12 protein-coding genes are annotated in these 20,956 nt (G+C 51.9%); 10 read left to right on the forward strand and 2 right to left on the reverse strand.

Features of this window, described 5'->3' with window-relative positions:
• Nucleotides 1–7: 7 nt before the first annotated feature.
• Nucleotides 8–1,627 carry a M28 family metallopeptidase gene (locus ICL55_RS00410; RefSeq protein ID WP_246496130.1) on the reverse strand — a complete coding sequence of 540 codons (1,620 nt, stop codon included), beginning with the start codon at nucleotides 1,625–1,627 and terminating at the stop codon, nucleotides 8–10.
• A 189-nt stretch (nucleotides 1,628–1,816) separates the two neighbouring features.
• Here ICL55_RS00410 and ICL55_RS00415 point away from each other — a divergent pair, with 189 nt between their 5' ends.
• The 8 genes from ICL55_RS00415 (at nucleotide 1,817) to rpiA (ending at nucleotide 16,609) form a co-directional block, all read left to right on the forward strand.
• Nucleotides 1,817–2,458, forward strand: a complete 642-nt coding sequence (locus tag ICL55_RS00415; protein ID WP_188094076.1) for an RNA polymerase sigma factor — start codon at nucleotides 1,817–1,819, stop codon at nucleotides 2,456–2,458.
• 53 nt (nucleotides 2,459–2,511) lie between these two features.
• Nucleotides 2,512–3,522, forward strand: coding sequence for a FecR family protein (locus ICL55_RS00420; RefSeq protein ID WP_188094077.1), 1,011 nt, complete (start codon nucleotides 2,512–2,514; stop codon nucleotides 3,520–3,522).
• Between the two features lie 119 nt (nucleotides 3,523–3,641).
• A complete protein-coding gene (locus ICL55_RS00425) occupies nucleotides 3,642–6,938 on the forward strand; it encodes a SusC/RagA family TonB-linked outer membrane protein (RefSeq protein ID WP_188094078.1) in 3,297 nt (1,098 codons plus the stop codon).
• Between the two features lie 10 nt (nucleotides 6,939–6,948).
• Nucleotides 6,949–8,472 (forward strand): RagB/SusD family nutrient uptake outer membrane protein, encoded by a 1,524-nt coding sequence (locus ICL55_RS00430; RefSeq protein WP_188094079.1) that lies wholly within the window; start codon nucleotides 6,949–6,951, stop codon nucleotides 8,470–8,472.
• 75 nt (nucleotides 8,473–8,547) lie between these two features.
• On the forward strand, nucleotides 8,548–11,658 hold the full coding sequence (locus tag ICL55_RS00435) for a glycoside hydrolase family 2 TIM barrel-domain containing protein (protein WP_188094080.1): 3,111 nt from the start codon (nucleotides 8,548–8,550) through the stop codon (nucleotides 11,656–11,658).
• Nucleotides 11,651–13,597, forward strand: a complete 1,947-nt coding sequence (locus ICL55_RS00440; RefSeq protein WP_188094081.1) for an MGH1-like glycoside hydrolase domain-containing protein — start codon at nucleotides 11,651–11,653, stop codon at nucleotides 13,595–13,597. The genes ICL55_RS00435 and ICL55_RS00440 overlap by 8 nt, the downstream gene beginning before the upstream one ends.
• A gap of 10 nt (nucleotides 13,598–13,607) precedes the next feature.
• Nucleotides 13,608–15,911, forward strand: coding sequence for an aminotransferase class III-fold pyridoxal phosphate-dependent enzyme (locus ICL55_RS00445; protein WP_188094082.1), 2,304 nt, complete (start codon nucleotides 13,608–13,610; stop codon nucleotides 15,909–15,911).
• A 17-nt stretch (nucleotides 15,912–15,928) separates the two neighbouring features.
• A complete protein-coding gene (rpiA, locus tag ICL55_RS00450) occupies nucleotides 15,929–16,609 on the forward strand; it encodes a ribose-5-phosphate isomerase RpiA (protein ID WP_188094083.1) in 681 nt (226 codons plus the stop codon).
• Here the strand turns inward: rpiA and ICL55_RS00455 are convergent.
• Nucleotides 16,573–17,871 (reverse strand): MFS transporter, encoded by a 1,299-nt coding sequence (locus ICL55_RS00455; RefSeq protein WP_188094084.1) that lies wholly within the window; start codon nucleotides 17,869–17,871, stop codon nucleotides 16,573–16,575. The genes rpiA and ICL55_RS00455 overlap by 37 nt on opposite strands.
• Nucleotides 17,872–18,106: 235 nt before the next feature.
• On the opposite strand from ICL55_RS00455, the gene ICL55_RS00460 reads away from it, so the two are divergent.
• Entirely contained in the window at nucleotides 18,107–18,298 is a 192-nt protein-coding gene (locus ICL55_RS00460) for a cold-shock protein (protein WP_078668260.1), read from the forward strand.
• A 422-nt stretch (nucleotides 18,299–18,720) separates the two neighbouring features.
• Nucleotides 18,721–20,955 carry a helix-turn-helix domain-containing protein gene (locus ICL55_RS00465; RefSeq protein WP_188094085.1) on the forward strand — a complete coding sequence of 745 codons (2,235 nt, stop codon included), beginning with the start codon at nucleotides 18,721–18,723 and terminating at the stop codon, nucleotides 20,953–20,955.
• The last annotated feature ends 1 nt before the right edge of the window (nucleotide 20,956 follow it).

Raw genomic sequence — 20,956 nt, forward strand, 5'->3', positions numbered from 1 at the left:
TTATCGTTTATTTCCGGTACGCCTTGAACTCTGAGCCTTTTTTCCATTGCGGGAAAGTGCTTTCGTTGCTGAGGGTATAACCAACGTCGAACATGAGGCGTACATCTTCTACCATGCCGTCCATTACCCAGGTATCAGGGTTAAACTCGTCAGCGGGGGAGTGGTAACGTAAACGGTTATACTCTGCAGTTTTTTCTTTACCGGAGCCGGGAGCTTTGCCCACAATATCGTTGCCTGGGCCCAGGTATAAACCGGGGACACCCTTTTTAGCAAAGTTAAAGTGATCTGAGCGGAAAAACCAGCCTCCTTCCGGATTTGCTTCCGGTACGGTGATACGGCCCTGTTTGGCGGCCGCCCGTTGGGCATATTCGTCCAGCTCCGACTGGCCCATACCGATCACGGTCACGTCTTTGGTGCGGCCGAAGGTGTTGAGCACATCGAGGTTGATGTCGGCCACTGTTTTTTCAGCTTTGAACACCGGATGGGCGGCGTAATACTCTGAGCCGAGCAGGCCTTGTTCTTCTCCCGTCACAGAAAGAAAGAGCACGGAGCGCGCCGGTTTTTGTTTCAGCCGGGTGAAGGCGGTGGCCAGTTCCAGCAGCCCTGCGGTGCCGGTGGCATTGTCCACGGCGCCGTTGTAGATGGAGTCGCCTTTTACCGGTTCACCGATGCCGAAGTGGTCCCAGTGCGCTGAAAATACCACGCATTCATCCGGCTTTTTAGCGCCTGGCAGAATGGCCAGTACGTTGTGTGACGTCGATTTTTTGATGGTATTGTTGATGACCAGCGATGTTTGCAGGTGAAGATCTACCGGTTTAAAATCCTTTTGTTTTGCTTTTTCCATGATATCCGGGGAGATGCCGGCCAGCTGGAAGATTTTTTTGGCGGCATCCTGGGTGATCCAGCCTTCCATGGTGGTCCTTGACATATTGTTATCTGCCGCCTGCAGGTGTAGTTTGGAATTGGACCATCCACTGCGCACCACTTTCCACGGATAGCTGGCGGCGGCTGTTTCATGGATGATGATCACGCCTGCGGCACCCTGCCTGGACGCTTCCTCAAATTTATATGTCCACCGCCCGTAGTAGGTCATGGTGCGGCCTTTAAAAAGACTGTTGTCTGCAAAGCCGGGGTCGTTGATCATCACAATCACCGTCTTGCCTTTTACATCGAGGCCGGCGTAGTCGTTATGTCCGTATTCCGGTGCCACAATACCATAACCGGCAAATACCAGTTCGGAATTGCGGAGGCTTACCTGTTCCTGTACCCGGCGGGTGGCGGCCACATAGTCATCGAGATATTGTAAGGACACCTCGCCGTGTGCGCCTTTGATCACCAGATTGCCTGCGGGTTTGGAGCCGATGGCTACCATCGGCACATCCTGGAAATAGCTGTTGCCATTGCCGGGCTTCAGTCCCAGCGCTTTGAACTGCGCCGCCAGATAGTGGATGGCGCTGTCTTCTCCGCGGGTGAAGGGCTTACGGCCTTCAAAGGCATCTGACGCCAATACCTGTATATGTTTCGCGAAGCTGGTGGCATTGATGGCCCGGATGGCGGATGAATCCTGGGCGCTGGCGCCCTGCCACAGCAGGGAGGCGGCCATGCTAAAGATGATGGGTGCTTTCAAATTAAGAGGATTGATAATAAACAAAAACCATTCCTGATAAAAATAACAAAATTAAAAATACGAAAAGCGGGACGCGGTTTTGTCATGCTTTCACAATAAAAGAAGTGGTTGTTTCAATCTAAACCATTAATTTGCCGCCATAATCAGAACAACAATTGCTCCCACGGGCCAACCAAAATGCTCAGCTGTATGCTCAATGCACATCGCTCAACCGAATCCAGCACAGGCCGGTACGGTGAAAAGGAATATGCCGGCTTCTGGTACGAAATGCAGCAGGACAATGAACAGGGACTGTATAAAATCTACCATGACCTCTACGATAATTTCTACCACTACGGTGTTTCTGTAGTGCTGGACAAAGGCATGGTGAAAGAAGCCATCAACGACATTTTTGTGGACATCTGGCGTAAGCGCCATCAACTCGACATGCCTGAAAATATTCAGGCTTATCTGTTTATCTGCTTTAAAAGGAAACTATATAAACTGTTAACCAAAAACCAGAAAGGCACGGTGCTGACCGATAGTCAGCTGTTCCCCGAGCCGGAAGAGCAACCTTATGAAACGGTGCTCATACGCCAGGAAACCGACAGCCTGGTAAAGGAAAAACTGGAGAAAATGCTGGCACTGCTCACCAGTCGCCAGAAAGAATTCATCAGGATGCGTTTTTACGAAGACCTGAGCATTGAAGAAATAGCCGTTAAAACGGCGGCCACCCCCCGTACCATCTATAATACCATTCACAACGCCCTCGTACGCATCCGGGAAGTATATACCGATGCCACTTTTATCGCACTGCTGCTGCTTTTGATCGATCCGGAAAATTTTTCCTGATTTCTTTGGTAAAAAGACAGACGTACCCCCCTCTTTATAGTTAAATGCCTGGCATGGACTTACAGCAGTATAAGGCGGAAGACTTTATTTTAAACGATTCGTTCGTTCGTTACTGCCTGCGCAGCAATGAGAAGGACGTGCAGTTTTGGGAAGACTGGCTGGAACGGTACCCGCACAAGCAGGAAGAAGCTGCAAAAGCCCGGGACATGTTGTTTCGCTTAGGGCTGCGGATCACGCCGGAAGAAAAGGAAGTCGAATTCGGTAAACTGAAAGCTGCTATAGCAGTGGCAGATACGCCGGTAAAAAGGATCTCCTGGAAACGGATAGCCCGTATCGCTGCCGCCGCCGTACTACCACTGGCTGCCGCCACCTGGTGGCTGACAACACATCATCCGGCTGCACCCGCCGCAGGGAATGAGTCCTACACCCTTTTTAAAGCGGGCGACAGCCTGCGCCGGCAGGTAATGCTGGCCGACGGAAGTCTCGTGATCCTGAATGCACACAGCACGCTGAAAGTGCCGGCCAGCTTCAATGAGCAGCAACGCAACCTGATATTGGAAGGGGAGGCGCTGTTTGAAGTGGCCAAAGCAGAAGGCAAACCATTTATGGTGCGCACGGGCAACCTGCAGGTACAGGCGCTGGGAACAGCTTTTAAACTGCGCGCTTACCGGTATGATGAACAGGCGGCCGTAACCCTTGTTGAAGGGAAAGTACGGGTAGCACAGGAAACAGCCGTCGCTGAATTAGTGCCCGGTGAACAACTGACTACGGGTAAAGCTCATGCCCGCTTCGTGAAAAACAAATTTGACCCTGAAAGGGAAAAAGCCTGGCGCAGCGGACGCCTCGTCTTCCACAACGCATCTCCCGATGAGATAGCGGCCACGCTGGGATATTGGTATGGTATCAATGTAAAAGTAATCACACGTAAAAATAAACCTATCCGCTTTAACGGCGTATTCAACAACAAACCGCTGAATGAAGTGCTGGCAGCAGTTTGCTTTGTCAACGGACTGCAGTCTGTGACAAAAAACGACACTTTATTTGTGCAACCAATCAGTAAATAGTCCACACAGGTACATCTAAACAACCAAAATGCGTTATGAAGAAGACATCCCTTCTAAGGGCATGCTGTGCCATGCTCCTATCATCCCTTTTGCTAAGTTGGGCGCAAATAGCAGAGGGATTGAAAGATAAGATTGACGTGGGATTCAGGCAGACGAAGGTGCTCAGTGTTATTCAGTACCTCGAGAAAAATACCCGTCTGAAATTCTCGTACAATCTTGATGATCTGGAAAAATTGAAACCTGTAACCATCGATAAAAAAGAGAGGACAGTAGAAAGTTTACTCCAGGAAATCAGCCACGCTACGTCGCTGCAGTTCAGGATGACGGAAGACATCATCCTGGTGAAAGCAGTGCCGGCCACTTCCGCCCTGACAGCCGCTCAGCCGGCACAGGAAAAAGTGGTGGAAGGCGTGGTGAAGTCCAATACCGGTGAATTCCTGCCCGGCGTAAGCGTGCGGGTAAAAGGTACTCCCCGCGGTATGCTCACTGACGTGAAAGGCAGCTTCCGGTTCACCGACCTGCAACCCGGTGCGGTACTGGAAGTATCTTTCATCGGCTATGAAACACAAGAGGTAACAGTCAACGGAAATGGACCGCTGACCGTTACCCTTGCTGCTTCCACCAAAGTACTGGACCAGGTGGTGGTGGTAGGCTACGGCACACAAAGCAAAAGAAATGTGAGCAGTGCCATCACCTCTGTAAAAGGAAGCGAAATTTCCAATGTTGCCAGCAACAACCCTGTCAATGCCCTGCAAGGTAAAGTGGCAGGCCTCACCGTTACCAATACCGGCGGCGCTCCCGGCGCTATGGCCGATATCCGCCTGCGTGGTATCAGCACCTTTGGCTCACACCAGCCGCTGTTTATCGTAGACGGCAGCCCGGCAGACCCCTATTACCTCAACAACAACGATATTGCTTCCATAGAAGTACTGAAAGACGGCGCCGCTGCCTCTATCTACGGTTCCGTGGCTGCCAACGGCGTGATCCTCATCACCACCAAAAAAGGCAAAAAGGGCGCACCAAAAATTGAATTCAATACCTGGTACAGCATCGTGAACCCTACCGGCAAACAGCACCTGCTCGATGCAGACGGTTACCTGAAAGTACACACCATGATGTACGATGCTGCTCCGGCCAGCACCAAAAGACCAACTTACCTGAAAAGCGGTATCACCGCCAATACCAACTGGCAGGATGAAATCCTCCAACAGGGCAACAGCGAAAACTATAGCCTGAACCTCACCGGCGGCAGCGAATATTTCACTTATGGCCTCAGCGGTAACATCACCAATGAGAAAGGTACTTTCCTGGGTTCCAACTTTAAGAAGAAATCTATCCGCTCCCGTAACGAGTACAAGAAAGGCCGCCTCACCGTGGAAGCCAACCTCGTATATGCGGAAACAGACCGCCGCGACGTGCCTTACAGCGTGAAAGACGCCTACTTCCAGTCACCACTGTTACCAGTATACGACGAGAAGGAAAAATATGGTTACGCAATGCAGATCAACCAGCTGCCTAAGTTCGAGAACGCCGTGGGCGTTAATCACTATAACGATAACAGCAACAAGATCCAATACTTCAATGGTAACGCGCGCCTGTCGCTGGAACTGCTGAGGGGCATGAAGTTCGTGACTAACCTGAGCTTAGCCAACAGCAACTATTTCACCTACGCTTACCATCCGCCGTACCGCGCTAACGCCAACGATCCGCTGATTCCTTTTGCCCAGCTGCAGGACAACCGCGGCAACGAACGGCAACGCCTGATGGAAAACCTGTTGTACTACGATCGCAGCTTCGGTAAACACAGCCTGAACCTGCTCGCCGGTTACACCGCACTGGAGAAAACCTACAACAACGTTCTCGCCACCGCCGATGGTAAAACCACCATCTACTCCGTGAAAGATGGTCAGATCTCTTCTGATATCGTACCCGGTGGTTTCCTCGATCCGCTGTTTAACACCATGGACGGTGCTAAAGGCGGTACTTTCAGCGCTACCGGCACCCGTTGGCAAACAGACCGCCTCTCCTGGCTGGGTCGTGTCAACTATGCGTACGACGGTAAATACCTGCTGCAACTGGCGGTACGTCGCGACGGATCTTCCAAATTCGGTGTGAACCGCCGCTATGGTACTTTCCCGTCCGTGTCTGTGGGCTGGAACATCCAGAGTGAATCATTTATGCAAAGCCTCACCTGGCTCAATATGCTGAAGCTGCGTGCCAGCTACGGTCAACTGGGTAATGAAGAAGTGCTGAATGCATACGATCATCAACAGCTGATCTTAATCAACAATCTGTGGGGTGGTGGTTCCGTACAGGGCGCCGGTGGTACCGCATGGCCTGGCGGCGCTGCCTGGGAGCTGCGTAACAAAGACCTGCGCTGGGAAACCAACACCAGCCGCAACGCCGGTTTCGACTTCGCGATTCTCAATAAATTAACGGGTGCTTTCAACTACTTCAACAACATTACCTCCGATGTGTTGATCAGAAGAGAGCTGGGTCCCAGCAATGGTTTGAACAACCCGATCCTCAACGTAGGCCGTTTCAAAAACAGCGGTTGGGAACTGGAAATGACCTGGTCTGACAAAAAAGGTGACTGGAGCTACAGTGTAACCGGTACCGTTAGCCAGGTGAAAAACAAAGTGCTGGCACTCGCCAACGACGGCCAGAAACTGTATGGCACCGGCCTTAAATACGGCACCGGTCCCGTTCCTAACACCACACAGGTAGGTACCGAAGTAGGTGCTTTCTACCTGTATGAAGCCGATGGCCTCTTCCAGTCAGACGCCGAAGTAGCAGCCTATAAAAACAGCAAAGGCGAGCTGCTGCAGCCTGATGCCAAACCCGGCGACGTACGCTTTAAAGACAGCAACGGCGACGGCGTGATCAACGATGCAGACAAAACCTACAAAGGCAGCTCTTTCCCGAAAATTGAATATGGCCTGAATATGAGCGTAGCATGGAAAGGCTTCGACCTGGCGCTCTTCTGGCAGGGTGTGGGCGGTAACAAGATCTACAACGGCAACAAATACGAACTGCAAGGCATGGACGCCGGTCGTAACTTCGACGTAAGCACCCTCAACGCCTGGACGCCGCAAAATACCAACACCGACGTGCCCCGCGCTGTATTGGGCGATCCCAACTACAATAACCGCGAATCCACCCGCTTCCTCGAAAGCGGCAGCTACCTGCGCCTGAAAAACATCACCCTCGGGTACGCTTTCTCTCCGCAGCTCCTGCAACAGATAAAAGTTACACGGTTACGCCTGTACGTAAGTGCACAGAATATTCTCACGTTCACCAGGTATTCCGGACCAGATCCTGAAATCGGCCGTACAGACATCCTCAACAGTGGCCTGGACCGCCTGATGTATCCGCAAAACAAAGTATTGATGGCTGGGGCACAGCTGGAATTCTAAAAAAATGGTTATGAAAAAATCTTTGTTATATATATCCTTATTATCCGCAGCCATGGTATTTAATACCAGCTGTAAAAAAGAGTTGCTTGAACAGGCATCGCCCGACAAGCTTACATCGGATAACTTCTGGACTTCCCGCGACCGCGCCCTCACCGGCCTGGCCGCGGCCTATTCCAGGATAGAAAGCTTTGCCGGCTGGGATAACTTCGTGGAAGCCCGTTCCTGCCGCGAATACTACCGCGAAGATTATGTGGAGCCGGGCGCCGATGCCTATAACTACAGCTGGTGGATGGAGATCTATAACTATAGCTATAACTCCGGTAACTACGCCATCGACCTGCTCTGGAGAGACAACTACCGCGGCATCAACTTCACCAATCAGGTATTGGAGAATGTAAACCTGATGACCGACAAACAGATCGATGCTGCCAGTAAAAAAATGATCCTGGCAGAAGCCCACTTCCTGCGTGCCTATTATTATTTTAAGCTGGTCACCAACTTTGAGAAAGTGATCATCCGCGATAAAGTACCGAATGGCGAAGCAGATCTGCCGAAAGCACCTTCTACCCGCCCTGAAGTATGGGACATGATCATCGCTGACCTGAAAGCCGCGGAACCAGACCTGCCGCTGCGCAGCGAGAGAGCCGCCACGGAACTGGGCCGCGCCACCAAAGGCTCCGCCCAGGCCTACCTGGGTAAAGCGCTCATCTATCGCGCCGGGGAAGATAAAGCCAACGCTAACGCCTACTTCACCGAAGCAGCTGCGTGGCTGAAAAAAGTGATCGACTCCAAAGAGTATAGCCTCGTGTCCAATTACCTGTCTATGTTCAACGGTACGACCAACAACACCACGGAGTCCGTATTTGAACTGCAACAGACTATGGACGAGTCTAACGGCGCATACTTCAAATCTTATCTCAGCGACTGGATGGCTGCCTCTGAGCTGGGCGGCTACGGAGAAATCTATGGCGCCCCCAGGCTGCTCACAGAAATGCTGAAAGAAGGAAAAGTAGCGACAGACGGTCTTTATGATCATCGTGTATACAATACCGTGTTCTTCAACGATGATTACTTCAACGACGCTGCTAACCCCCGCGTTTACGGCTATACGTATGGTAAAGTATTTGAAAACAATACCATCGCTTTCCGTAAGTGGATACCTGCCAGCCTCGATAAACTGGGAAACGCCAACGCGATCAACGTGCCGATCATCCGCTACGCAGACGTGAAGCTGCTGTACGCCGAAGCACAGAACGCAATCGGCGCTCCGGCTGCAGCGATGGCCGAGATCAACGATGTGCGTGCCCGCTCTGCTATGCCGCCACTGAACCTGACTAATACTACCGACGTGTTTAAACAGCTGGTGCATGAACGTGTGATGGAGTTCACACTGGAAGGCAGCCGTTTCTACGACCTTCGCCGCTGGGGCATGCTGCAACAACAGATGCAGGACGCCGGCAGGACCTTCACCGTGGATAAAAGCTATTATCCGCTGCCTTTGAAGGAAACGCTGAACAACCCACTGGCCCAATAATAATTTAGGATCCATAACGGTTAAACGATCCCACTGGCGGCCTCGCAGCCGCCGGTGGTTTTATACAACGGTACCATGATGAAAACTGTATTACTTGCTTTGATGTGTTTGCCGGCTACTTTGCTGGCCCAGTCGAACGACTGGGAGAACCCGCAGAAACCTTCTGAACACACGTTGTTCCCGCACGCCCATTTCATTCCCTTCCCGGACGCCGCTTCCGCCCTAAAAGGAGACAGCTCTCCTTTCACCCTCTCACTGGACGGTACCTGGAAATTCCACCTCGCCGCCAATCCTGCTGTTCGCCCGCAAGGGTATGAACAACCCGCTTATGATGTAACGAACTGGAAAACTATCCGCGTGCCGGCCAACTGGCAAACGGAAGGTTATGCCCCTTATATTTTTACGGACGTGGAATACCCTTTCCCGCCTAATCCGCCGTTTGTCCCCAAAGAAGAAAATCCTGTCGGCTCCTACCGCCGCAATTTCCAGCTGCCGGCCACCTGGAAAGGCAAACAAACTATCCTGCATATCGGCGCCGCCAATGCTTTTGTGTATGTATGGGTAAATGGTAACTACGCAGGCTTTAGCAAAGACAGTAAAACCCCCGCCGAATTTGACGTGACGGCTTTGGTGCAACCAGGCAACAACTCCGTGTCCATGCAGGTGTTCCGCTTCAGTGACGGCTCCTATCTCGAAGGACAGGACATGTGGAAGCTGAGCGGCATAGAACGCAGCGTGTATCTGGTAGCCCGCGCACCCTTATCTATATACGATTTCTTCGCCAAACCATTGCTGGTCAACAATTACAAAGACGGTTCCCTGCAACTGGACCTGGCGCTTAATAAAATACCCGCTGCAACGGACAAGGATAAACGTATCCGTATAACGTTGCAGGACAACGGGACGGCCGTTTTTACCAGGGTATTGCCGATCGGCCGTGACAGCCTGTTGCAGGTACAACAGCTGTTGCCGGGCGTTAAATCATGGACAGCGGAACAGCCTAATCTATACCAGCTGGTGGTGACGCTGGAAGATAAACAAGGCCGCCCGGTAGAAAGCTTTACCCATGCTATCGGTTTCCGCACCGTGGAAATAAAAAGAGGCCTGCTGATGGTCAATGGCCAACCCATCACCATCAAAGGGGTGAACCGCCATGAGCATGATATGCACACGGCCAAAGTGGTAGACCGCGAGGGGATGCTGAAAGACATCCTCACCATGAAACAGTACAACATCAATGCGGTACGTGCCAGCCACTATCCTAACAGGGAGGAATGGTATGCCCTCTGTGATCAATACGGTTTGTATGTAGTGGACGAAGCTAACATCGAATGCGATGGTATGAGCATGCACCCGCTGAAAACCCTCTCCGATAAACCGGAATGGCAGGCGGCTTATCTCGATCGTACCCGCCGCATGGTGGAGCGTGACAAGAACCATTGCAGCATCATCACCTGGTCGCTGGGCAATGAAAGTGAATTTGGCGATAATTTCATCAACACCTACAAATGGACCAAACAACGCGATAATACCCGTCCGGTACAATACGAACCGGCCCGCAATACGCCGTGGACCGACATCGTAGCGCCCATGTACAAATCTGTTGCTTGGATGCAGGAGTATGTGAAAGAGTACCGCGACCGGCCCCTGGTCCAGTGCGAATACGCACACATGATGGGCAACAGCGGCGGTAACCTCCGCGATGACTGGGACCTGATCAACAAATATGATCAGTTGCAGGGAGGTTTTATCTGGGACTTCTCTGACCAGACGTTCTTACAACACGATTCATTAGGAAGAGCTATCTGGGCCTATGGCGCAGATATGGGCACCGTAGGCGCCACCAGCGATACCAGTTTCTGTGCCGATGGTATGCTGGCTGCCGATCGTACGCCGCATCCGCAGGCATTTGAAGTGAAGAAAGTATATCAGCCGGTGCAGTTTGCCACCATCGGTTTGTCTGCTGATCTCTTACAGATCACCAACCGGTATGATTTTAACCAGCTCGAAAATATACAGCTTACCTGGCAACTGAAGGGAGATGGAAAAGTAATCGCTTCGGCTGATTTAGCGCACCGGCTCCTCCTGCCGCATCAACACGATACTCTGCGTATAGGCCTGCCGGTGATAAAGCCACAACCCGGTGTTCACTATTTCCTTCACCTGAAAGCCACGCTGAAAAAAGCAGATGGTATGCTGCCAGCCGGTTTTACACTGGCAACAGACCAGTTTGAACTACCCTGGTATACGCCGGTAAAAGCCCAGGCGGTTACCGGAGCAGCCTTGCAGGTAAAACAAGTGGACGGCGGCTGGGAAATCGGCAACCCTGCCTTTACGGCGACCATTAAAAACGGCTGGCTGGAACAGTTTACCACTAACGGCACCGCCTATATGCAACAGCCGCTGAAACCGCATTTCTGGCGGGCGGCTACTGATAATGATATAGGCAACAGTCAACAGGTGCGCTGCGCGGTGTGGCAACATGCCGGCGACAGTACCCGCTTGTTGTCCGCCAGCATTGTGCGGCAGGACAAACAGCAGGTACAGATACAGTCACAACACGCCTTACCGCTGGTAGGGGCCAGGTACCATGTCGACTATACGATTTTTGCCAACGGAGATATTAAAGTAAATGTGAACTTCCTCGCCGGTGATACCGTGATGCCTGAACTGCCCCGCATGGGCATGCGTATGGTGCTTAATCCGGCGCTGGATAAAGTGACGTGGCTGGGCCGCGGTCCGTTCGATAACTACCAGGACCGCAAGTACGCTGCTGACGTAGACGTATACACGCTGCCGGCAGATTCATTGTTCCATCCTTATCCCCGTGCTCAGGAAAGTGGCTACCGCTCCGACATACACTGGATGGCGCTGCGGTCCGCTGCCGGCAACGGGTGGATGGCCCGTACCGACGTACCGCTGAACATGGGAGTACTGCACTTTGATATGGGCCGGCTCAACTTCAACCGCAAACACAATGTGCACGGCGGCTCTATGAACAACGATCCGCTGATCTGGTGGAACATCGACTACCAACAGGCTGGCCTCGGCGGTGATAACAGCTGGGGAGCCAAGCCGCATGCACCTTACACATTGGTGTACAAATTTTATCAATATCAATTTATACTGAGACCTTTAAGGTCGGGCGAAGAAGCAACAGAAAAGGCCAAAGAGAGCTATGAATAAAATTAAATGGCTGCTGGCGTTGTTGCTAACGCAACAAGCTGCCAGCGCGCAACGGAACCATTTTGCGGATGTACTGGACATCCATTATACAGTAAAAGATACGAACCGCATCGCTGCCTCCTTCTTTGCAGACAACGGCGCCTGGCATGCCTATGCATTGCCGGTACCCGGCACGGCTACCGGTTTCACCGGCCCATTGCTGATGGACATGAAAGGGGAGTGGCTGTCAAAAGCCATCGCGCAGCTGCACCTATACGCAGACGGGCAGGAACTTCCCTTGCAGCAGGACACAACGGCCACGCATTATTATCCCGGACTATTACAACTAGGCTTCCGCGCTGGTCAGATACAGGTACAAATGCAACTGTTGTTTAGCAGCAACCGTGAAGCGGCGATACAGACGGTTATTCGTAACAACGGTACGCAACCGCTGCAGCTGCGCCTGCAATGGCAGGGCGCAGCACTGCTGAAAAGAGCGCAATTTTCCCGCGAAAGTAATTCCGTACGTATAGGCATTGCCGGTACTAAACATGTTTTCCGCCTGCACTGGTGTGCGCAGGCTCGCTGGGATATACAAACTACCGCAGATGGATACACAGCTGCAAGAAACGTGTCTATCCCTGCCGGCGGCGAGTTGGAAGACCTGCAAACGCAAGGCTTCTGGCCGGAAGGAAATATGCAGACAACCCCGGAGCGGGAGTTTGACATCGTACTCCGGCAAAATGAACAACGCTGGAACGGATACCTGCAACAGCTGTTCCGTCGCATGCCTTTCAATGAAAAAGACAATTTCCGCAGCAGGCTGGCCGTAAAAAGTATGATCACGCTGCTCACCAACTGGCGCAGCGCCTCCGGGCATTTGCGCCATGATGGCGTATTCCCGTCTGCCTCATATCAGGGCTTCTATGGTTTCTGGTCATGGGACAGCTGGAAACAGGCCGTGGGACTGGCCTACTTTAATCCTTCACTGGCGAAAGATAATATCCGGTCGCTGTTCGATTATCAGGCGGCGAATGGCATGGTACCTGACTGCATATATGCTGACAGCACGGAGAATAACTTCCGCGACACCAAGCCACCGCTGGCTGCCTGGGCCGTATGGGAGGTGTTTGCCGCTACCCGCGACACCGCTTTCCTCCGCGAAATGTATCCGGCGCTGGAACGTTATCACAACTGGTGGTACGCGGAGCGTGATCATGACCACAACGGTCTCTGTGAATTTGGCTCCACGGATGGCACCCGCATCGCCGCAGCCTGGGAAAGCGGTATGGACAACGCCGTTCGCTTCGATAACGCAACGATGCTGCAAAACGGCCCTGGCGCCTGGTCGCTCGATCAGGAGTCGGTCGACCTCAATGTCTATCTGTCTAAAGAAAAAACAGTACTCGCGCAGATGGCGGTCGTGTTGGGCAAACCAACTGCCGCTGCTACCTTCGGCAGACAGGCGACCACATTAAATCAACAGATCAACCAACTGTTCTTCGATACCGCCAGTGGTTATTATTATGACCGTCATTTAAGTGGAGCGCTGGTCCGGGTGAAAGGGCCGGAAGCCTGGGTAACGCTGTGGGCGGGCATCGCTCCTGCATCCCGCGTAAAAAAGATGACGCAATACATGCTGGATACCACTGTTTTTAATACTTTAGTGCCCCTGCCGGTGCTGGACGCCAGCGAAAAAGCTTTTGACCCGCAACGGGGTTACTGGCGTGGACCGGTATGGATAGATCAGTTTTACTTTGGCGTAAAAGGCTTGCAGCGATACCAGCAGCAGGCCGCAGCCCAAACGCTGGTCAACAAACTATGGCAACACGCGAGCGGTATGAAGGACGATCAGCCGTTGCGTGAGAACTATCACCCGCGTACCGGCAAAGGCCTCAACGCGGAGAATTTCAGCTGGACAGCAGCGCATGTACTGATGCTGCTGGCCGACAAATTTTAATACAGACGCTATGTTTTATACTTTTTCTACCACCGGGGTGGTTAACCTGTTGAAGGAGCACTACGGTCTTACCGTAACTGCGAAGGAACTGGAAGGCTACGAGGAAGCCAATTTTTATGTGAAAGATGAACAGGGCAATGCCTGGATATGCAAAATCGCCGGTGAGTCCCAGCACCCTGCTTTCCTCGATGCACAGGTACGAATACTGGAACATCTGGCCAAAGGCGATACCAGAGGGCATTTTCAGGAAGTGGTGCGGAATGTGAAAGATGAACCGGTGACCCGCATCGCTACACCGGAAGAACTGTATTATATCCGTTTGTATACCTGGCTGGAAGGTCAGCCCGTAGTAACGGTAAAGGGTACACGCGACCTGTATGCTTCCTGGGGAAGCCTCCTGGGAAAAATGGACAAGGCGCTGGAGAATTTCTCTCATCCTGCCATGCACCGGGATATCCGCTGGGACCTCGCAAACGCGCTTGATGCGCGCGATCAGTTACACTGTATCGAAGATCCGGAAAAGAAGCGGCTGGCAGCTTATTTCCTCTTGCAATATGAAACAGAAGTGCTGCCCCTGAGGCATCACCTGCGTAAAGCTTATATCCACAACGATGCCAACGACTATAATATCCTCGTGCAACAAGATCTCGTCAGTGGCCTGATCGATTTCGGGGATATGGTATATACGCAGCTGATCAACAATGTGGCCATTGCCTGTACGTATGCCATGCTGGAAGCTGCCGATCCGCTGGAAGCTGCTGTGGCTGTGGTAAAAGGATACCATGACGCCTACCCGTTTACGCCGGAGGAGACAGATCTGTTGTATTATCTGATCGCTGCACGTTTATGCATCAGCGTGACTACCTCCGCAGAGAAAGCGGCGGCCGGCAGCGACAACGAATTTCATTTCATCACAGAAAATGGCGCCTGGAAACTGCTTTTCCACCTGATCACCATCAACCCACTCGCCATGCAGCAGGCTTTCCGCCATGCCTGCGGATTCGCGCCGGTAATCGATGATACCGCTGATTATGCACCGTTGCTGGCTGAACGAAAAGCGCACATCGGCCGTAACCTGAGCATCAGCTATAAAGCGCCATTGAAGATCGTCCGTGGCGCGTTACAATACCTTTACGACGACAAAGGCCGGACCTATATCGATTGTGTGAACAATCCCTGTCACGTTGGGCACTGCCACCCCGTGGTGGTGAAAGCGCTGCAACAGCAGGCAGCACGGCTCAATACCAATACACGTTATCTGCACGACCACCTGGTGGACTACGCCAATCAGCTGATTGCTACGCTGCCGCCGTCACTGGAGGTATGCTACTTTACCAATTCAGGTTCGGAAGCCAATGACCTCGCGATCCGTATGAGCCGTCATTATACGAAACAGAAAGATGTGATTGTGCTCGATCATGCCTACCACGGCACTTCTACCGTGGCCATGGAGTTGAGCCCGTATAAGTTTGACGGCAAAGGCGGTTTCGGTAAACCGGAACATACGCACAAAGCACTCAATCCTGATATGTACCGCGGGCCTTACCGGGCAGACGATCCGCAGGCGGGAGAGAAATATGCCGCCGACGTATCCGATATCATCGCCGGTCTGAAAGAGCAGGGCAGGGGCGTGGCTGCTTATATCTGCGAAACGCTGCTGGGCGTTGGCGGACAGATACCGTTACCTCCCGGTTACCTGCAGGCGGTATATGCCGCCGTGAAAGCTGCCGGCGGCGTATGTATCGCCGATGAGGTACAGGTAGGCTTCGGCCGCGTGGGAGACGCCTTCTGGGGCTTTGAACTACAGGAAGTGACACCGGATATTGTGGTGCTGGGCAAACCTATTGGCAACGGACATCCGTTGGCAGCGGTGGTGACTACCCGCGCTATCGCAGACGCGTTTAACAATGGTATGGAGTACTTCAACACCTTCGGCGGTAACCCGGTATCCATGGCCACCGGTTTGGCCGTGCTGAATGTAATCAAGGAAGAAGGTCTCCAGGAGCATGCCCGCGTAACCGGTAATTATTTTATGGATGGACTGCGTAAGCTGAAAGATAAACATGCCATCATCGGAGACGTGCGTGGGCATGGTTTCTTCATCGGGGCAGAACTGGTGCGTGATCGCAATACCCTGGAACCGGCCGTTCCCGAGATAGATGTAGTGGTGGAAGCGATGAAACAACGTGGTTTCCTGCTTAGCACCGACGGACCGCTACACAACGTACTGAAGATAAAACCGCCCATGACGTTCAACAAGGCCAACACCGACGCTTTGCTGGCCCACCTGGACGAGGTATTGTCTTCCCTCTGATTCCTTATATTTGTTGCATGCAACAACAGGACCTGGCCAAAAAAGCCGCTGGCGAAAAAGCCACCGAATACATCAAACCGAATATGACCATCGGTCTCGGTACCGGAAGCACCGCTTATTATGCCATTATGCGTATAGGCGAGATGGTGAGAAGCGGTATGCCGCTGAAAGCGGTGGCTACCTCCGAACAATCCGAGCAGCTGGCCCGAAAGCAGGGTATTACCATCGTTCCTTTTAGTGAGGTGGAAAAAATAGACCTGGACATCGACGGTGCTGATGAAGTGGATGAGCACCTGCGGTTGATCAAAGGAGGCGGCGCAGCGCTGTTGCGCGAGAAGATCGTGGCGGCAGCTTCCGCTGAAATGATCGTGGTGACAGACGAGTCCAAAGTGGTGAAACACCTGGGCCGTTTCCCGTTGCCGGTGGAAATTATCCCTTTTGCATGGGAGCTCACTTTCAGGAGGCTCCTCGCGCTGGATGCCGCGCCGGTACTACGTACCAGCAATGGCCGCACTGTTGTGACCGACAATGGCAATTTTATATTGGATTGTCACTATGAGAAAATCAAGGACCCGGTGGCATTACATCAACAACTGAATGATATTCCCGGCGTAGTGGAGAACGGCCTGTTCCTCCACTACGCCAGTCGCGTTATTATCGGCTATGCCGATGGTTCTGTGAAATCCTTGTCTAGGTAAGAAGTCTGTTTGGTATCACGCGCTGTGATATACACGAGGAGGGAAATAAAGATACAAACGGTCACGTACCAGTAAAACCATGGTTCGTGGCCGATTTTTTTGAAATACAGCGCTATGGGTTCTGCCGTTCCGCCAAAGAGCGCCACCGTGATAGCATAGGGGAAACCCACACCCAGCGCCCGCACTTCCGCGGGGAACATCTCCGCTTTTACCACCGCATTAATAGACGTGTAACCACTCACAATCACCAGCGCTCCCAGTATCAGCCAGAAAGCGGCCCATTCAGAGGTCGTATGACTAATAGCCGTGAGAATAGGCACCGTGAGGATAGTGCCCAGTACGCCAAATCCGATCAGCAGCGGCTTTCGGCCATAGATATCTGACAGCCAGCCGAATAAGGGTTGTAAAAATGCATATATCAGCATCACAAAAAATGTAATGGTAGTGGCCCTTTCAATGGTCAGGTGGACCGTATTGACGAGGAACTTCTGCATGTAGGTGGTATAGGTGTAAAACGCCAGGGTGCCACCCATCGTGAGGCCCACCACCGTGAAGGCTGCCCGGGGATATTGCTGGAACAGGGCTTTTACCGAGCCTTTGTTTTTGGAAGACTTATGTTGCTCAAAGGAGCCGGACTCCTGCATGTGGGTGCGCAGGTACAGTGCTACAAAGGCCAGCAGGGCACCGATCACAAAGGGGATACGCCATCCCCAGCTATGGAGCTGTTCCGGTGTGAGGAACACCCGTTGCAGCAGCATCTGTACGCCGAGTGCGGTCAGTTGCCCGCCGATCAGCGTTACATATTGAAAGCTGGAGAAGAAGCCACGCCGGCTGGCGGTGGCCACCTCGCTGAGATAAGTGGCGGAAGTGCCATATTCGCCGCCCACGCTCAGGCCCTGTAACAGCCGGGCTATCAGCAGGAGGGCCGGCGCCGCCACCCCGATGCTGTTGTACGATGGGGTACAGGCAATCAGCACGGAGCCCAGCGACATCAGGAGGACAGACAGCGTCATGGCGGTTTTACGCCCTTTCTGGTCGGCAATACGGCCAAACATCCATCCGCCGATGGGGCGCATCAGGAAGCCCACCGCGAAGATGGCAGCAGTATTGAGCAATTGCGCGGTATAGCTGCCTTTCGGGAAGAATACCGGGGCAAAATAAAGTGAAAATGTAGTGTAAATGTACCAGTCGTACCATTCCACGAGATTGCCGGCTGAGCCGGTTAAAATGGCCTTAATGCGCCATGCGTCCGTGTTTTTCATATAGGTATCAAAAATATATAAATAAAACTGCTTTCCGTGTTGTTACAAAAAAGTTTGGATGGTAAAGGCTAAACAGTTATCTTCGTCCCGCTTCTTAAGAATATTGTATTTCATTTTGTTGGTGATCTCCGGGTACATTCAGCTTTTTTCTTACATTTTTTCTTCTAGTTGCCCCCAGGTAGCCGCCTGTTAAAAAAATGGCGAGAACACGTTCACAATTAAATATTAATAAAAAATGCAAACAGGTGTAGTTAAATTTTTTAATGAAGCTAAAGGTTTTGGATTCATTAAAATCGAAGGAACAGGACAAGAAATTTTTGTTCACGTTTCTGGTATCAAAGAAAGCATCGGCGAAAATGACCGCGTAGTATTCGACGTGGAAGAAGGCAGAAAAGGCCCGAATGCTGTTAACGTAAGATTGGCATAACTTATTGAATAATAGTTTTGTTGAGGACTGCCCCGGCGATTAGCCGGGGCAGTTTTTTTTACCCGGGGCTTCAGCCCTGGGCGACATTGTGGCCCGGCTTCCTTCAGCTTATCAGTACGCTATTGGCTTTGTAATCCCTTTATTTTATCGTCCCGGGTTTTATTGCATCCCTTCATTCATCATTTATTATGCTCTTTTATGGTCAGAACATCGTGCCTTAAAACCATCTGGCCCAGTGCTTTTATGGCCCGATGAACATCATGTCTCCAGGCTATCATACTTAAAAATACTCCATCCATCTACGTTTGTACTACATTATGAACCTGAATCACAATGTAGCCCAGGGCTTCAGCCCTGGGAACGCGAGATGGCGGGAATGCGGGAAAAAATAAATTATATTTGCGGTTTCAATTTTAAATATCATGCCCCAACCTGATAGTACAAATATCATCTTCCACCTGGCGGCAGATTTCATTAACCAGACAAACCGCCATGTGTTCCTGACCGGTAAAGCCGGCACAGGGAAGACTACGTTCCTGAAATATATCAAAGAACATACGAAGAAAAATACCGTGGTGGTGGCGCCTACCGGCGTGGCAGCGATCAATGCCGGCGGGGTTACCATGCACTCCTTTTTTCAGTTGCCTTTCGGACCTTTTGTTCCGGGCAGCAAGCACGGATTTGGCATGGATGGAATCAGCAGCACGGATAAACACAGCCTGTTCCGTAACATCCGTTTTACCAACGATAAAAAAGTGTTGTTGCAGGAACTGGAACTGCTCATTATCGATGAGGTGAGTATGGTGCGTTGCGATATGCTCGATGCCATTGATACCATCCTGCGACACTTCCGGAATAAGCCGTTGTTGCCTTTCGGTGGCGTACAGGTGCTCTTCATCGGCGACCTGTACCAGTTGCCGCCGGTAGTGCCGGACTCTGAATGGCAGCTGCTTTCAGAGTATTACAACAGCTCTTTTTTCTTCGATGCGCGGGTGATAGAACAAGCGCCTCCGTTGTATATCGAACTCAAAAAGATATACCGGCAGAATGAACAGCTGTTTATCGATGTGCTCAACCGCATTCGTAACAGTGAAGTAGAAGAAGATGACCTCATGTTGCTCAACGACCGCTATGATCCTTATTTTAAAGGAGAAGACGGTGAGTACATTGTGCTCTCTACGCACAACCGGAAGGCCGATGATATCAATGCCCGCCGGCTGGCTGAAATGCCGGGTAAGATTTTCCGCTTTGAGGGCAAGATAGAAGGGGATTTCAGCGATAAGGCGCTGCCAACGGAACTGGTGCTGCAACTGAAAATTGGTGCACAGGTGATGTTCCTGAAAAATGATCTGGCACAGCCCCGCCGTTATTACAATGGTAAGCTGGCAACGGTCACTGATATCGCCGATGATGAGATAACGTTGCTGCTGGCCGGTTCCCACGAGGAACTGAAACTGGGGAAGGAAACCTGGCGTAATATCCGTTACCATTATAACCAGGAAGAGAACAGTATCGACGAAGAGGAGATCGGTAGTTTCACACAGTTTCCGATACGGCTGGCGTGGGCGATCACCATCCATAAAAGCCAGGGGCTTACTTTCGAAAGAGCTATTATCGACGCGGGGTATGCTTTCGCGCCCGGACAGGTGTATGTGGCGCTGAGCCGCTGTACCTCGCTGGAAGGGCTGGTGCTGCATTCGCGTATTAACTATGGCGCCATCAAAACAGACCGTCAGGTGATTGAGTTTGCGGAGAAAGAAGTGGAGGCTAATGAGCTGGTGGTGTTGCTGGAAATGGAACGGAAGAAGTTCCAGGCCACCTCGCTGCTCCAGCTGTTCGACTGGTACCGCATGCAGGCCAATATCCGCAGCCACGCCGTATGGATTCAGGATAAAAAAGTGCCGGACATCGATGCGGCCTTACAGGTAAGCCGGCAGTTGACCGCTAAGACCGAACAGCAGCAGGAAGTGGCCAACCGATTTGTGGTGCAGCTGCATCAGTTGCTCGATACCACCGTGCAGACGGGCGAAACCGACCAGCTCGAAGAGCGTGTCACCAAAGCAATTGGTTACTTCACCAAAAGCATATACGAAGATCTGATAGTGCCGTTGCAGGAACATATAACGGCCGTTAAAAAGCAGAAATCAAAAAAATACCTGTTGCAGCTCATGTCGCTCGAAGCTGATTGCTGGCAGAAGTTACAACAGGTGTGGGAAGTGTCTTATGCCGATCTGGATTTTACCAAGGGGCTGAAAGACTATACGAAAATGAGAAATGCGGAAGCGGAAAGTGCTGCCGGTAAAAAGGGTGGCAAACCGGAAGCTAAAGGCAAAGTAGAAAAGGGGAGTAGCCGTAGGGGAACACTCGAGCTGTACCTGGGTGGTAAAACCATCCCCGACATTGCCGTGGCGCGGCAGCTGGCGGTAAGTACGGTAGAAAGCCATCTGGCCCAGTGTGTGGAGGCCGGAGAGCTGGACCTGTACCGCTTTGTGTCCGAGTCAACGGTGAAACTGATTATGTCCCATATTCGCGAACTGGGCGCTACGGCAGCAGGACCGATCAAAGAGCGTGTAGGCCCCGCCGTGACCTTCGCAGAAATACGGGCAGTACAATGGTATCTTAAAAAACAACAGGAAGAAGAGATTATGAAAGATTAAA

Source organism: Chitinophaga varians (assembly GCF_014529945.1).
Taxonomy (GTDB): domain Bacteria; phylum Bacteroidota; class Bacteroidia; order Chitinophagales; family Chitinophagaceae; genus Chitinophaga; species Chitinophaga varians.

Excerpts from the sequence above, each read along its gene's own strand:
- ICL55_RS00415 (WP_188094076.1), top strand. The coding sequence starts at position 1,817 with ATGCTCAATGCACATCGCTCAACCGAATCCAGCACAGGCCGGTACGGT.
- ICL55_RS00420 (WP_188094077.1), top strand. The coding sequence starts at position 2,512 with ATGGACTTACAGCAGTATAAGGCGGAAGACTTTATTTTAAACGATTCG.
- ICL55_RS00430 (WP_188094079.1), top strand. The coding sequence starts at position 6,949 with ATGAAAAAATCTTTGTTATATATATCCTTATTATCCGCAGCCATGGTA.
- ICL55_RS00435 (WP_188094080.1), top strand. The coding sequence starts at position 8,548 with ATGATGAAAACTGTATTACTTGCTTTGATGTGTTTGCCGGCTACTTTG.
- ICL55_RS00440 (WP_188094081.1), top strand. The coding sequence starts at position 11,651 with ATGAATAAAATTAAATGGCTGCTGGCGTTGTTGCTAACGCAACAAGCT.
- ICL55_RS00445 (WP_188094082.1), top strand. The coding sequence starts at position 13,608 with ATGTTTTATACTTTTTCTACCACCGGGGTGGTTAACCTGTTGAAGGAG.
- rpiA (WP_188094083.1), top strand. The coding sequence starts at position 15,929 with ATGCAACAACAGGACCTGGCCAAAAAAGCCGCTGGCGAAAAAGCCACC.
- ICL55_RS00455 (WP_188094084.1), bottom strand. The coding sequence starts at position 17,871 with ATGAAAAACACGGACGCATGGCGCATTAAGGCCATTTTAACCGGCTCA.
- ICL55_RS00460 (WP_078668260.1), top strand. The coding sequence starts at position 18,107 with ATGCAAACAGGTGTAGTTAAATTTTTTAATGAAGCTAAAGGTTTTGGA.
- ICL55_RS00465 (WP_188094085.1), top strand. The coding sequence starts at position 18,721 with ATGCCCCAACCTGATAGTACAAATATCATCTTCCACCTGGCGGCAGAT.